The 13,736-nt window shown below is 61.7% G+C and carries 12 protein-coding genes; 10 read left to right on the top strand and 2 right to left on the bottom strand.

The window, feature by feature from the left end; translation table 11 throughout:
- Positions 1-69 precede the first annotated feature (69 nt).
- The 8 genes from rpsA to QZ648_RS18905 all read left to right on the top strand — a co-directional run bounded on the left by rpsA (position 70) and on the right by QZ648_RS18905 (position 7,518).
- Positions 70-1,767, top strand: a complete 1,698-nt coding sequence (gene rpsA / locus QZ648_RS18870) for a 30S ribosomal protein S1 (protein WP_169065130.1) — start codon at positions 70-72, stop codon at positions 1,765-1,767.
- Between the two features lie 9 nt (positions 1,768-1,776).
- Positions 1,777-2,070 (top strand): integration host factor subunit beta, encoded by a 294-nt coding sequence (locus QZ648_RS18875; RefSeq protein WP_169065129.1) that lies wholly within the window; start codon positions 1,777-1,779, stop codon positions 2,068-2,070.
- Entirely contained in the window at positions 2,001-2,420 is a 420-nt protein-coding gene (locus QZ648_RS18880; RefSeq protein WP_248595197.1) for a LapA family protein, read from the top strand. The genes QZ648_RS18875 and QZ648_RS18880 overlap by 70 nt, the downstream gene beginning before the upstream one ends.
- 160 nt (positions 2,421-2,580) lie before the next feature.
- A complete protein-coding gene (lapB, locus tag QZ648_RS18885) occupies positions 2,581-3,750 on the top strand; it encodes a lipopolysaccharide assembly protein LapB (RefSeq protein ID WP_211203601.1) in 1,170 nt (389 codons plus the stop codon).
- An 83-nt stretch (positions 3,751-3,833) separates the two neighbouring features.
- Positions 3,834-4,766, top strand: a complete 933-nt coding sequence (rfaE1, locus tag QZ648_RS18890) for a D-glycero-beta-D-manno-heptose-7-phosphate kinase (protein ID WP_291997961.1) — start codon at positions 3,834-3,836, stop codon at positions 4,764-4,766.
- Between the two features lie 9 nt (positions 4,767-4,775).
- A complete protein-coding gene (gene rfaD, locus QZ648_RS18895; RefSeq protein WP_169065128.1) occupies positions 4,776-5,780 on the top strand; it encodes an ADP-glyceromanno-heptose 6-epimerase in 1,005 nt (334 codons plus the stop codon).
- Positions 5,773-6,672: a cysteine synthase CysM gene (cysM, locus tag QZ648_RS18900; RefSeq protein WP_291997962.1), complete on the top strand. Its 900-nt coding sequence runs from the start codon at positions 5,773-5,775 to the stop codon at positions 6,670-6,672. Before rfaD ends, cysM begins: the two co-directional genes overlap by 8 nt.
- 60 nt (positions 6,673-6,732) lie before the next feature.
- The gene (locus QZ648_RS18905; protein WP_169065127.1) at positions 6,733-7,518 is read left to right on the top strand and encodes a 3'-5' exonuclease; all 786 of its coding nucleotides are present in this window, start codon (positions 6,733-6,735) and stop codon (positions 7,516-7,518) included.
- Between the two features lie 115 nt (positions 7,519-7,633).
- On the opposite strand, the gene QZ648_RS18910 is transcribed toward QZ648_RS18905, so the two are convergent.
- Positions 7,634-8,458 (bottom strand): DUF2189 domain-containing protein, encoded by an 825-nt coding sequence (locus QZ648_RS18910; protein WP_169065126.1) that lies wholly within the window; start codon positions 8,456-8,458, stop codon positions 7,634-7,636.
- Between the two features lie 438 nt (positions 8,459-8,896).
- Here QZ648_RS18910 and QZ648_RS18915 point away from each other — a divergent pair, with 438 nt between their 5' ends.
- Both QZ648_RS18915 and rimO read left to right on the top strand, forming a co-directional pair.
- A complete protein-coding gene (locus QZ648_RS18915) occupies positions 8,897-9,115 on the top strand; it encodes a hypothetical protein (protein ID WP_169065125.1) in 219 nt (72 codons plus the stop codon).
- A 127-nt stretch (positions 9,116-9,242) separates the two neighbouring features.
- Positions 9,243-10,568 (top strand): 30S ribosomal protein S12 methylthiotransferase RimO, encoded by a 1,326-nt coding sequence (gene rimO / locus QZ648_RS18920; protein WP_169065124.1) that lies wholly within the window; start codon positions 9,243-9,245, stop codon positions 10,566-10,568.
- Positions 10,569-10,595: 27 nt separating this feature from the next.
- On the opposite strand, the gene QZ648_RS18925 is transcribed toward rimO, so the two are convergent.
- Complete coding sequence (locus tag QZ648_RS18925; RefSeq protein WP_291997963.1) at positions 10,596-13,727, bottom strand: error-prone DNA polymerase; 3,132 nt, start codon at positions 13,725-13,727, stop codon at positions 10,596-10,598.
- Between the last annotated feature and the right edge of the window lie 9 nt (positions 13,728-13,736).

Consider the following 13,736-nt stretch of genomic DNA (forward strand, 5'->3'; position numbering starts at 1 on the left):
CGGAGTGATTGGAACTGGTGATCGTTTCTAACTCACCCCGCAGCTCTGCGGTTAGGTAACTCAATTCATATGTCAGATAATCCCAGCATGGAAGAAAGCTTTGCCGAACTTTTCGAAGAAAGTCTCGGACGTCAGGAGATGCGCCCCGGCGAGGTCATCACTGCCGAAGTCGTGCGTATTGACCAGAACTTTGTCGTGGTCAACGCCGGCCTGAAGTCGGAAAGCTATATTGACCTTGAAGAATTCCTGAGCGATCAGGGCGAACTGGAAGTCAGCGTTGGTGACTTCGTCCAGGTCGCCATCGAACAGCTCGAGAACGGTTTCGGCGAAACTCGACTGTCGCGCGACCGTGCCAAGCGGGTCGCGGCGTGGAACGCGCTTGAACTGGCCCTCAACGACGGCAGCCTGGTGTCCGGTACGATTACCGGCAAGGTCAAGGGCGGCTTGACGGTCATGACCAACGGCGTGCGTGCTTTCCTGCCGGGTTCTCTGGTCGACATGCGTCCGGTCAAGGACACCACCCCGTACGAAGGCAAGACCTACGAATTCAAAGTCATCAAGCTCGATCGCAAGCGTAATAACGTTGTTGTTTCGCGGCGTGCGGTGCTCGAGGCGAGCGTTGGCGAAGAGCGCGATGCGCTGCTTGCGGCACTCAAAGAAGGCAGCATCGTCAAAGGCGTGGTCAAGAACATCACCGACTACGGCGCGTTTGTCGACCTCGGTGGCATCGATGGCTTGCTGCACATTACCGATTTGGCATGGCGCCGTGTTCGTCACCCCTCAGAAGTTCTCGCCGTTGGCGACGAATTGCAGGCCAAGATCCTCAAGTTCGACCAGGAAAAGAACCGCGTCTCACTCGGTCTCAAGCAGTTGGGCGAAGATCCATGGGTCGGCATTTCCCGCCGTTACCCGGCGACGACCCGCCTCTTCGGCAAGGTCACCAACCTCACCGATTACGGCGCTTTCGTCGAGATCGAGCAGGGCATCGAAGGACTGGTTCACGTTTCCGAGATGGACTGGACGAACAAGAACGTTCACCCGTCGAAGGTTGTTCAGCTGGGTGACGAGGTCGAAGTGATGATCCTCGAGATCGATGAGGATCGTCGCCGTATTTCGCTGGGTATGAAGCAGTGTGCTGCCAACCCGTGGGACGACTTCTCGATGAATTACAAGAAGGGTGATCGCGTGCGCGGCGCCATCAAGTCTATTACTGACTTCGGCGTGTTCATTGGCTTGCCCGGCGGCATCGATGGCCTGGTTCACCTGTCCGACCTTTCGTGGTCCTTGCCCGGTGACGAAGCGATTCGCAACTTCAAAAAGGGTGACGAGGTCGACGCGGTGGTGCTGGCGATCGATACCGACAAGGAACGGATTTCCCTGGGTATCAAGCAGCTCGATGGCGATCCCTACACCAGCTATATTGCCACTCACGAGAAGAGCAGCGTTGTCCGCGGAATCGTCAGGTCGGTTGACGCACGTGGTGCGGTGGTGATGCTTGATGGTGACATGGAAGCCTATCTGCGTGCCTCTGAAGTCTCACGCGATCGTATCGACGATCTGACCAAGGTGTACAAGGAAGGGGATACCGTCGAAGCGATGATTATCAATGTCGATCGCAAGACGCGTTCGATCAGCTTGTCGATCAAAGCCAAGGATCAGGCCGAGCAGCACGAAGCGATGCAGAAGTTTTCTGCGGACAGCAGTGCCAGTGCGGGTACCACCAACCTTGGCGCCTTGCTGAAGGCCAAGCTTAACAACCCCCAGTAGGGTTAGAGGATGACCAAGTCGGACCTTATCGGTCAATTGGCCGGGCGCTTTCCCCAACTGGTCGCAAAGGACGCTGACTTGTCGGTGAAAACGATTCTCGATGCGATGTCCGAAGCCTTATCCAGAGGCGATCGCATCGAGATTCGCGGCTTTGGGAGCTTTGCGCTGAATTACCGGCCGCCGCGTGTTGGCCGGAACCCGAAGTCCGGTGAAAAGGTCGACGTCCCGGAGAAATGGGTGCCGCATTTCAAGGCCGGGAAGGAATTGCGGGAGCGCGTCGATGGCTCGCTGGAATTGGTCTGAATGGTCAAGCTATGTCTTATTGCGGGCGGCAACGAGAGTTGCCGCCCGTTTCCTATGGGAAGCTGATGATGCGTTGGTTGTTGTGGATCCTGAGATTTGCCCTGTTTCTCCTTTTTTGTGCGTTTGCCCTCAGAAACACCGATCCGGTAGACGTCCATTTCTTTCTTGACGCCGCCTGGCAGGCGCCACTGGCGATTATTCTCTTGGTTTCTTTTGCTGCCGGCGTCGCCTCTGGCATACTCTTTCTGTTCGCTTCTCTGCTGGGGCGGCGCCGCGAGCTAGCCCGCTTGAAGCGCGAGCTGAGCCAGCTTCGTGCACGCCTCGTCGCTCATCGCGAGAGTCCGATGTGAGTCTGCTCGGAAAGCAGCGACGGGGTGAGTGGGTGCTAGCCAGGCGATTCCCGAGACTCGAGAGAGCCGCTTGCCGCGCTCCGCTGGACTGCTGCCCGGCATTTGCTGACTGCGCGCCCTGGCCCAGCGGCGCTGTGCGTGCCCGGCTGCAGTTTCACGGATGATCGAGTTCGAGTACTGGCAGCTGTTGCTTTTCCCGCTGTTCTTCGGCTTGGGGTGGGCAGCCGCGCGCGTTGATATCCGCCATCTGGTAAAGGAATCGCGAACCCTGCCACGTTCGTATTTCCAGGGCCTCAACTTCCTGCTCAACGAGCAGCCCGATCGGGCCATCGAGGCCTTTGTCGAAGCCGTCAAGGTAGACCCGCAAACCATCGAAATTCACTTTGCACTCGGTAGCCTGTTTCGTCGCCGTGGCGAGACCGAGCGCGCTATCCGCATGCACCAGAATCTGGTCGAGCGCGAAGACCTGCCGCAGGATTTGAAACTGCAAGCGCTGGCCGAGCTGGGCCAGGATTACCTCAAGGCCGGGCTGCTCGATGGCGCCGAATCGGTCTTCGAAAAGCTGCGCGACTCGGCGATGGCCGAAGAGGCCAAGCGCAATTTGCTCGAGATTTACCAGTTGGAGAAGGACTGGGAGAAGGCGATAGCGATCGCCTCGGAACTGCCGGATTTTGCCTCGCACAAGGAAATCGCCGAGTACTACTGCGAATTGGCTGCTGCCGAGATGATTCGTTCGCGCCCGGATCTGGCGGAAAAATTCCTGCAAACGGCACTCGAACGCAACCGCAAGTGCGTTCGCGCCAGCCTGCTTCTCGGCGACCTGCAGTTCCAGCAGGATCAGTTTGCTGCCGCCATTGCCTCGTGGCAGCGCATTGAACAGCAGGCTCCGCCCTATTTGGCGCTGGTCGCGAAACGCTTGCTCGACGCCTTTCGCAAGCAGGATCGGCGTGAGGCGGGTTTGCAACTGTTGCGCGGCTATCTTGATCACTACCCTTCGCTAGACCTGCTTGACGTCGTCTTCGAGCTGGAACTGGAAAGCAGTGGGCCAGAAGCGGCTTACCGCCTGGTTCGCGATGAGCTGAAGCGTAATCCCACTCTGCTTGGCTTCGACAAGTTGCTTGAGGCACGACTGCTCTTCGCATCGCCCGAGATCCGCCCCGATCTGGATCTGGCCAAGGGGATCGTGCATGGCTACACGCGTCGCCTGGCTCGCTATCGATGCGATAATTGCGGCTTCAAGGCGCGCCAGTTCTACTGGCGTTGTCCGGCCTGTGGCGGTTGGGAGACCTACTCGCCGAAGCGCACCGAAGAGTTCGATCTGACACCCTAGGAGTTCCATGTCGCCTGCCACCGTGCTGGCTACCCGGCTAACAAGCCCGGTGAGCACAGCTTGTCTTGCCAACAGGGCGCGCGATGCAAGTCGCTAGTCGGTCGGCCGCTCGCCTGCTGATCGTCGGCGATGTGATGCTCGATCGCTACTGGTTTGGTGACGTTTCGCGCATTTCTCCGGAGGCCCCGGTGCCGGTGGTCAAGGTGGCGCGTAGCGAGGAGCGGCCGGGCGGGGCCGCCAATGTCGCCCGCAATGTCGCCGCGCTGGGCGCACGCGTCAGCCTGCTGTCGGTCGTTGGTGACGACGAAGCTGGGCGAAACCTGCAAGCCCTGCTTGCAGCGAGTGGTATCGATGTCAGTCTGCATATCGATGCGGAAATCAGCACGACGGTCAAGCTGCGGGTCATTGCTCGCCAGCAGCAACTGCTGCGCATTGATTTTGAAACCACGCCCTCACACGAGGTCTTGCGCACCAAACTGGTCGAATTTGAGGCCCGTCTTGGCGAATGCGATGCCGTGATTCTTTCCGATTACGGCAAGGGCGGCCTGGCGCATATCAGCGAGATGATCCGCATGGCGCGCGCTGCCGGAAAAAAAGTGCTGGTGGATCCGAAAGGTGACGATTTCTCCAAGTATGCCGGCGCGACCATCGTCACTCCGAACCGTGCCGAGTTGCGCGAAGTGGTCGGCCGCTGGCAGGACGACGAGGGACTTGCCCGCAAGGCCGAAGCCCTGCGCAGTGAGCTCGGACTGGAGGCCTTGCTGGTGACCCGCAGCGAGGAAGGGATGTCGCTCTACCATGCCGCCGGAGCAGTGCACGAGCAGGCGGTGGCGAGAGAAGTCTTCGACGTGTCCGGGGCTGGCGATACGGTCATCGCGACGCTCGCGGTGATGCTCGCGGGCGGGGCCGCCTGGGCGGACGCCGTGCATGCGGCGAACGTCGCCGCCGGCCTGGTGGTTGGCAAACTCGGGACGGCGGTGGTCAGCCGTGACGAGCTCGATGCTGCACTGAACTGAGGTAGAACCATGTACACCATCGTCACCGGCGCAGCCGGTTTCATCGGCGCCAATCTGGTCAAGGCGCTCAACGAGCGCGGCGTGCTCAAGATCATTGCCGTCGACAATCTCAGCAAGGCCGACAAGTTCAGGAATCTCGTCGATTGCGAGATTGCCGATTACCTCGACAAGAACGAATTCATCGAGCGCCTGGCCGCCGGCGACTTCGATGGCGATGTCGATGCCATCCTCCACCAGGGTGCCTGTTCCGACACCATGGAGAGCGATGGTCGCTACATGATGGAGAACAACTACCGCTATTCGCTGGCGCTTCTCGACTGGTGCCTCGATCAGGAAGCCCAGTTTCTCTATGCTTCGAGTGCCGCGACCTACGGCGGCGGCGGGGTGTTCAGGGAAGAGCGGCAACATGAGGCGCCGCTAAACGTTTACGGCTACTCGAAGTTTCTTTTCGACCAGATCGTCCGCCAGCGCCTGGCAACTGCCGGCTCGTGCAATTCGCAGGTCGTCGGTTTTCGCTATTTCAACGTCTATGGCCCACGCGAGTCGCACAAGGGGCGGATGGCGTCGGTGGCCTTTCACCACTATCACCAGTTCCAGAGCGCGGGCCGGGTCAAGCTCTTCGAAGGCTGTGAGGGCTATGCCGATGGTGAGCAGCGGCGCGATTTCGTCTATATCGACGACATTGCGCGAGTGAACCTGCACTTCCTCGAACATCCGGAAAAATCGGGCATCTTCAACGTCGGCACGGGTCGTGCGCAGACTTTCAACGAGTTGGCGGTCGCCAACGTCAATGCCTGCCGCGCGCTGGCCGGGCAGGAAGCGCTGCCGCTCGTCGAACTGGTCAGGAGTGGCCTGATCGAGTACATCCCTTTTCCGGCAGATCTGCGCGGCAAGTACCAGAACTTTACCCAGGCTGACCTCGCGAAGCTGCGCAAAGCGGGCTACAAGGACGAGTTTTCAAAGGTCGAGGAAGCAGTTCCGCAGTACGTCAAATGGTTGAACGGCCGTGTATAAGACACTCGAGAGTAGCGTCGGCGACACCCCCCTGGTGCGCCTTAAACGTTTGCCGGGCGCCGCTTGCGAGGCACGTGGCAATGTCGTTCTGGCCAAGCTGGAGGGCAATAACCCGGCGGGTTCGGTGAAGGATAGACCGGCACTGTCGATGATCGTCCACGCCGAGGAGCGGGGCGATATCCACCCCGGTGACACGCTGATCGAGGCTACTTCCGGCAATACCGGCATTGCGCTGGCGATGGCCGCTGCCATGCGCGGTTACCGGATGATTCTGGTCATGCCCGAGAATCAGAGCGTCGAACGGCGGCAGACGATGCGCGCTTTTGGCGCCGAACTGGTGTTGACGCCTCGTGACGGTGGCATGGAGCTGGCGCGCGACGTCGCCGAAAGCATGCGCAGCGAAGGGCGCGGAATCATCCTCGACCAGTTTGCCAACCCGGATAACCCGCTTGCCCACTACGAAGGGACGGGCCCCGAGATCTGGCGCCAGACCAAGGGACGCATCAGCCACTTTGTCAGCAGTATGGGGACTACGGGAACGATCATGGGCGTTTCGCGCTTTCTCAAGGAGCAAGATGCCGGCATCTGTATCGTCGGCTGCCAGCCCGAAGATGGTTCGCAGATCCCGGGGATTCGCAAATGGCCGGAAGCGTACCTGCCAAAAATCTTCGACCGTGCTCGCGTCGATCGTGTCGAATCGGTTGCGCAGGGCGAGGCGGAGGAAATGACTCGGCGTCTGGCGCGCGAGGAAGGGATTTTCGCCGGCATCTCGTCGGGTGGCGCATTGGCCGTCGCTTTGCGGCTGGCTGGCGAACTCGAAAATGCGACCATCGTCAGCATCGTCTGCGATCGTGGTGACCGCTACCTGTCGACGGGCGTCTTTCCGGTGTGAAACCGCTCGCTGCCGTTGACTACAGTGACTGCCTGAATGTGAGGGCCCTGGATGCGCGCGATGAAACCCGTTCTTGCCTTTGACATAGAAACCATCCCCGACGTCGCAGGTCTGCGGCGGCTGCATGAGCTCGATGCGACGCTGTCCGATGACGAGGTGGCTGAACTCGCCTTCCAGCATCGTCGTGCTACTCACGGTAACGATTTCCTGCCGCTGCATTTGCAGCGGGTAGTCGTCATTTCGTGTGCTCTGCGCGCTGGCAAGGACTTCCGCGTCTGGTCTCTGGCGGAGCCCGAGCAGGGTGAGGGCGAGATCATTCAGCGCTTCTTTGACGGCGTCGAGAAGTTCACGCCACAGATCGTTTCCTGGAATGGTGGCGGCTTCGATCTGCCGGTGCTGCACTATCGGGGGCTCATCCACGGCGTTGTCGCACCACGCTACTGGGACCTCGGTGACGGCGATTACGCCGACAGCCGTGAGTTCAAGTGGAACAACTACATCAGCCGCTACCATTCACGTCACCTCGACCTGATGGATCTGCTGGCCATGTATCAACCGCGTGCCAGCGTTCGCCTTGACGAACTCGCCAAACTGATCGGTTTTCCCGGCAAGCTCGGCATGGACGGGGGCAAGGTGTGGCAGGCGTGGCTGGCGGGCGGCATGTCCGAAGTGCGCGACTACTGCGAGACCGACGTGCTCAATACCTACCTGCTTGCCGTGCGTTTTCGCCTGCTGCGCGGCGAACTGTCGCGCGCCGAATACGCTGCCGAGATGTCTTTCGTGCGTGGCGAGCTGGAGAAAATCGGCAAGCCGCACTGGCAGGAGTTCCTGGCTGCCTGGGAGTAGTGGGGGGCGTGGCTTGTGCCTACGCCTCGGATCGCGCCTTGTTGATCAGCCTGGCGCTCGATCCTGGAAAGCCTCTACTTTTTGAACGGCTTGCCGGAGTAGCGAGCGGCAGCGGTCAGGCTACGGCCGCTGCATCCGCATCGTCGAGCTTTTCGTCCTCCTCCGGTGCGACGATGTCCCGATAGGCATACCAGGTAGAGTGCCCGACGAGGGGCATGGTGATGATCAGGCCGACAAAGAAGGTCGCAAAGCCGATGATGCCAAGGATCCCGATGCACGTTCCCCATAGCAAGAGCGGAACCAGGTTGCGGCTGCAGGCGACGAGGCTGGCGATGGTCGCGGTGACCGCGTCGGTCTTGCGATCGAACATCAGAGGTACGGCGATGACGCTGATGGCAAAAACAAACATCGCAAAAAAGCCCCCGACGGCGAAGTAGACCAGCGCGAAGTCGAGCTGCTCGAAAGTCAGAACCGTATGCACGACGTTACCGAAGGTCGGGAATCCGCCCGTAAAGAAGAGCGCAAAAACAATGATCGATGCGCGCGCCCAGACCAGCAGGACGATGGCCAGCAGGGCGGCAAAGAGACCGACGTTGGGCAGGTTCGGGCGCCAGGCGGCGAGGGTCGGCAACAGTCGCGGCGGCATGCCGAATTCGATGCGCCGACTGAGATCATAGAGGCCGAGCGTCAGGAACGGGCCGACCAGCAGGAAGCCTGTCGTCAGGCCTGCGAAGAGGGCGTAGGCTTCGGCAAAAACAATCTGCAGCAACCAACCAGCGATGGCGAAGCAGCTCCCGTAGAAGAGGCTGGGCCAACCGCTTCGGCGCAGGTCATGCCAACCGCCGCGCATCCAACCGACGACAGCGCCGGGTTTTACGCTGCGGATGACCGGGAAGCGGCTGGCAGGGTTTGCTGTGCCAGGCGTATCGTTCTCGCTCATTGACGGGCCTCCTTTGGTTTTCTTGTCGGTTGTGCTTCGCTGTAGCGCAGGTCCGCGGCTTTCTCTGGCCGCTTCACGCCCGCGTCTGCGGTGCAGGTTCTCGCCGTAAGCGCGCACCTGCCTGCCGAAGGACTGAATGCTGCGCCTGCCGTGACACCAGCAAGGGCACTTCTTTATATAACACACTGTGCACCATTCGTAAGCTGTTGGCGAGCGGCGCAGAACGCTGTCGGATGCTTCGTCTCTTCCTGCCCCCTTCAATCCTTCATTTCTTGATTTCTAGACTTCTTGACTCCGGACGGTTCTTGCCTACAATCGGACTGAACGGCGCCTGCTCTTGTACCTTGCTCAAGGCGCTTTTCTGTCCGGGGATCAGCTCGCTTGTCCCTTTCATGGCAGAGCCTCAGCATTCGTTCTTCATGCAAAAAAGGTAATAAAATGGATGTTCTTCTGCTGTCGTTGGGACGCGCTGCCGGCTTCGCTGGTGTGCTGTTGTGCGTCGTCGTTGCTGTCGCGCGTCTGCTCGGAAACTACTGGCTGGCTGGCTTCCAGTTGGGGACGCTGATGCAGGCGGGGATTGCGGGCGTGGTCATTGGCTGCTTCCTGCTGCTGGTCGCCCAAGCGCGGACGGACGCTTCCATGCGCTCGCGCCGATGATCCGGGCAAGCCGGCGGGGAGTGGCGCCAGAGGAATTTGGCGCCGGAGGGCTAGGCGCATTTCGTAAGCTCTGAATCGCTGCGGGCTGGCGGTATACTGGCGGGCTACTCAACAGCACTGGTCTGCCATGTCAAAGCCAAAAAGCATCGGTTTCGTTTCGCTGGGTTGTCCGAAAGCACTCGTCGATTCCGAACAGATCCTCACCAAGCTGCGCGCCGAAGGCTATCTGATTTCGCCTTCGTATGAAGGCGCAGATCTGGTCGTCGTCAATACCTGTGGCTTCATCGACGCCGCGGTGGAGGAGTCGCTCGACGCCATTGGCGAGGCCTTGACCGAAAACGGCAAAGTGATCGTCACCGGTTGCCTGGGGGCCCGGGAGGAGGTCATTCGCAAGGCGCATCCGCAGGTGCTGGCGGTCACCGGACCGCATGCGGCCGACGAAGTCTTGCAGCACGTGCATGCGCATCTGCCGCAGCCGCATGACCCGTTCACCAGCCTGGTGCCGCCGCAGGGAATCAAACTGACGCCGCAGCATTTTGCCTACCTGAAGATTTCCGAAGGCTGCAATCACAGTTGCACCTTCTGCATTATTCCGTCGATGCGTGGCCCCCTGGTCAGCCGACCGATTGGCGATGTGTTGCAGGAAGCCAGGCATCTTGCCGATGCGGGTGTGCGGGAGTTGCTGGTCATCTCGCAGGACACCAGCGCCTATGGTGTCGATGTCAGGTATCGAACCGGCTTTGCCAATGGTCGGCCGCTGCGCACCCGACTGCGCGAGCTCTGCGAAGCGCTGGGGGAACTCGGGATCTGGGTGCGTCTGCACTATGTCTATCCGTATCCGAGCGTGGACGCCTTGCTGCCGTTGATGGCCGAAGGGAAAATACTGCCGTATCTTGACGTCCCTTTCCAGCATGCCAGTGCCCGCGTCCTGAAGGCGATGAAGCGACCGGCGAGCGCCGAGAACAATCTCGAGCGGCTTCGCGCATGGCGTGCGGTTTGTCCAGAGATCACGGTGCGCAGCACCTTCATTACCGGTTTTCCTGGTGAGAGCGAAGCCGAGTTCGATGAATTGCTGGCTTTCATCAAAGAGGCGCGCCTGGATCGCGTCGGCTGCTTTGCCTATTCGGCAGTGGATGGCGCGACGGCCAATGCACTGCCCGGCGCGGTGGCGGAAGAGGTTCGCGAGGAGCGCAAGCGGCGGCTGATGGAACTGCAGGAGGATATTTCGGCCGAGTTGCTGGCGGCGAAGATCGGCCGCGAGATCGAAGTCCTGGTCGACGAGGTCGATGAGGACGGGACGATTGCCCGTTCAGCGGCGGACGCACCGGAAATCGACGGCCTGGTTTTCGTCAACGAATACTTCGATGCCGAACCTGGCGACTTCCTGCGCGTGCGCGTGGTCGATGCCGACGAGCACGATCTTTATGCCGAGGTCGTTGCCAGGGCGAGTTGACGCACGGCCGCCAGGCCCTCCTGGCGGTCAATGAAAATTGCGACTTGCCGTCGGTAGGCGACCGAGCAGCGAAGACAGGTCGACGAGCCGTTTGGCCACCAGATGGACGACCTGGCCTTCGCGCTGGACCTGTCCGAGAACGCCGAGCAGGCGGGCGCCGAGCAACTCGTGGCGCTGCTGCTCGACCAGTCGCGAGTGCACGACGATATTGGCCAGCCCGGTTTCATCTTCCAGGGTGACAAAAACGATTCCGCTGGCCGTGCCCGGCCGTTGCCGACAGGTGACGATTCCGGCGGCTCGAGTGAGCTGGCGGTCGGCCGCGTTCTGCAGCTCGCTGGCGGAAATGAAACGCTGTGCACTGAGTCGGCTACGCAGTAGCGTCAAGGGATGGCGACCGAGAGTGAAGCCGGTGGTCGCGTAGTCGGCAATCAGCTCCTCGGCTTCGGATGGCGTGGCGAGTTCGGCAGCAGCTTCCACGGGCGGTACGCTGCTCAGCAGATCGAATTGCGCGTTGGCCTGGTTGGCGCCGGCGGCAAACCAGGCGGCTTGCCGCCGATGGCCGGCGAGCTTGGCCAGAGCGCCGGCAGCGGCGAGCAGTGCGAGATCCTTGTGGGTCAGCTGTGCGCGTGTCGCAAGATCAGCAACGCTGTGCAGAGGCCGCTGTTGGCGGGCAGCGAGCAGGCGTGCGGCAGCGGCCTGCGGCAGGCCGGAAATACTGCTCAGACCGAGGCGGACGGCAGGCGTGCTGGCCATCGTCCCAGGCTCGCAGCCCGAACTTTCGAGCTGCGCTTCCCAGGCGCTTTCGTTGACACTCATCGGTCGTACCTCGACGCCATGCCGGCGCGCATCCTGCAGTAATTGTGAGGGAGAGTAGAAGCCCATCGGCTGGCTGTTGAGCAGGGCGCAGAGAAAAGCGGCCGGATGGTGGCGCTTGAGCCATGCGGAGACGTACACCAGCAAGGCGAAGGAGGCGGCGTGTGATTCGGGGAAACCGTATTCGCCGAAACCGCGAATCTGCGCGAAGACGCGCTGCGCGAAGGCTTCATCGTGGCCACGCAGGCGCATGCCGCTGATCAGCTTCTCTTCGAAGGGTTCCAGCCCGCCCTTGCGTCGCCAGGCGGCCATTGCCCGGCGTAGCTGATCGGCCTCGCCGGGGGTGAAGCCGCCGGCGACGACTGCCAGTTGCATGACCTGTTCCTGGAAAATCGGCACGCCGCAGGTGCGCCCGAGTACGCTGGCGATTTCCGGGCGCATCGGTTCGATCGCTTCCTGGCCGTGCCGGCGACGCAGGTAGGGGTGGACCATGTCGCCCTGGATCGGCCCTGGCCTGACCAGCGCCACTTGGATGACCAGGTCGTAGAAACTGCGCGGCCTGAGGCGCGGCAGCATGGCCATCTGCGCCCGTGACTCGATCTGAAAGACGCCAATCGTGTCGGCCGCGCAGAGCATGTCGTAGACCGCCGGGTCTTCGGGCGGCACCTCTGACAAAGCGATGCCGACCAGATCCAGCGCGCGGTGGATCGCCGAGAGCATGCCGAGTGCCAGGACATCGACTTTCAGCAAGCCGAGCGCGTCGAGATCGTCCTTGTCCCACTGGATCACCGTGCGCTCGGGCATGGCGGCATTCTCTATCGGCACCAGCCGTGCCAGGGGACCGCGCGAGATGACGAAGCCACCGACGTGTTGCGAGAGGTGGCGGGGAAAACCGCGCAGCGCTTCGCTCAGTGCCAGCCATTTGTCGACGCGCGGCGCTTCCGGGTCGAGGCCGGCTGCGCGCAGGCGTTCGGGCAGTTGCTCGCGCTTGTCCCACCACGCCAGCGAGGAGGTCAGGGCGTCGATCTGGGCGCTGCCGAAGCCGAGGGCGCGACCGACGTCGCGCAAGGCGCCGCGCGTCCGGTAAGTGATCACCGTTGCCGTCAGTGCGGCGCGCTCACGCCCGTAGCGGCGGTAGAGGTACTGAATCACTTCTTCACGCCGCTGATGTTCGAAATCGACGTCGATATCCGGCGGTTCACCGCGTTCCCGGGAGATGAAGCGCTCGAAAAGCAGCCGCGAACGTGCCGGGTCGACTTCGGTGATGCCCAGGCAATAACAGACTGCCGAGTTGGCGGCCGAGCCGCGTCCCTGGCAAAGGATATTCCGGCTGCGGGCAAAATTGACTAGGTCGTAGACGGTCAGGAAGTAGGTTTCGTAAGCGAGTTCGGCGATCAGTGCGAGTTCGTGCTCGACGCGTTCGCGCACCGCGGCGGCTTCTCCGTCGGGATAGCGTCGGCGCAGGCCTTTTTCGACTTCCGCGCGCAGAAAGCCTGGTGCTGTCTGGCCGGCGGGCACTACTTCGTCAGGGTATTCGTAGCGCAGTTCGGCGAGCGAGAAATTGCAGCGTGCGGCGATGCTCAGGGTTTCGGTGAGCAGTTCTGGCGGGTAGAGTCGTGCCAGCCGCAGGCGGCTGCGCAGGTGGCGCTCGCCATTGGCAAAGAGCGCGCGACCGGCGGCAAAGAGCGTGCTTTTCAGGCGGATCGCGGTCAGTGTGTCCTGCAGCGGGCGGCGCGCGCGCTGGTGCATGTGCACGTCGCCAGCGGCGACTGCCGGCAGGCCGCTCGCCGTGGCGAGTTCGAGCAGCATCGCCAGGCGTGTCGCGTCATCGGGCCCGGCATGCAGTTCGACGGCCAGCCAGGAACGGGCTGGGAAGCGCGCCGCCAGCCAACGTCCCTCGTCCACCCCGGCGCCAGCGTCCGGGATCCACAGCGCCAGGCAGTCCGGCAGGGCGCCGCTGCTGCCGGCAAAGTCGCCGGGACTTTCGAGGTCGCCGCGGTAGAGGCGGTATTGGCCCTTGAGCGAGCGTCGCCGCGCCAGGGTGGTCAGAGCCGACAGATTGCCGTAACCGGCGCGGTTCTGTGCCAGCAGGACCAGTCTGAGGTCTTTCCCTGGCTCACTGCAGAGGCGAAATTCGGCACCGATGATCAGTTGCAGGCCGCGAGCACTGGCTGCGCGATGTGCTCGCACGACGCCGGCCAACGAGGCTTCGTCGGTGATCGCCAGCGCACTGTAGCCGAGTTCCTGCGCCTGCTCGACCAGTTCTTCCGGATGCGAGGCGCCGCGCAGGAAGGAAAAGTTGGAGCAGCAGTGAAGTTCGGCATAGGGGGGCAGGGCGGCGGACATGGCGATAAC

The sequence above is a fragment of the Candidatus Accumulibacter sp. ACC012 genome (genome assembly GCF_907163155.1).
Taxonomy (GTDB): domain Bacteria; phylum Pseudomonadota; class Gammaproteobacteria; order Burkholderiales; family Rhodocyclaceae; genus Accumulibacter; species Accumulibacter delftensis.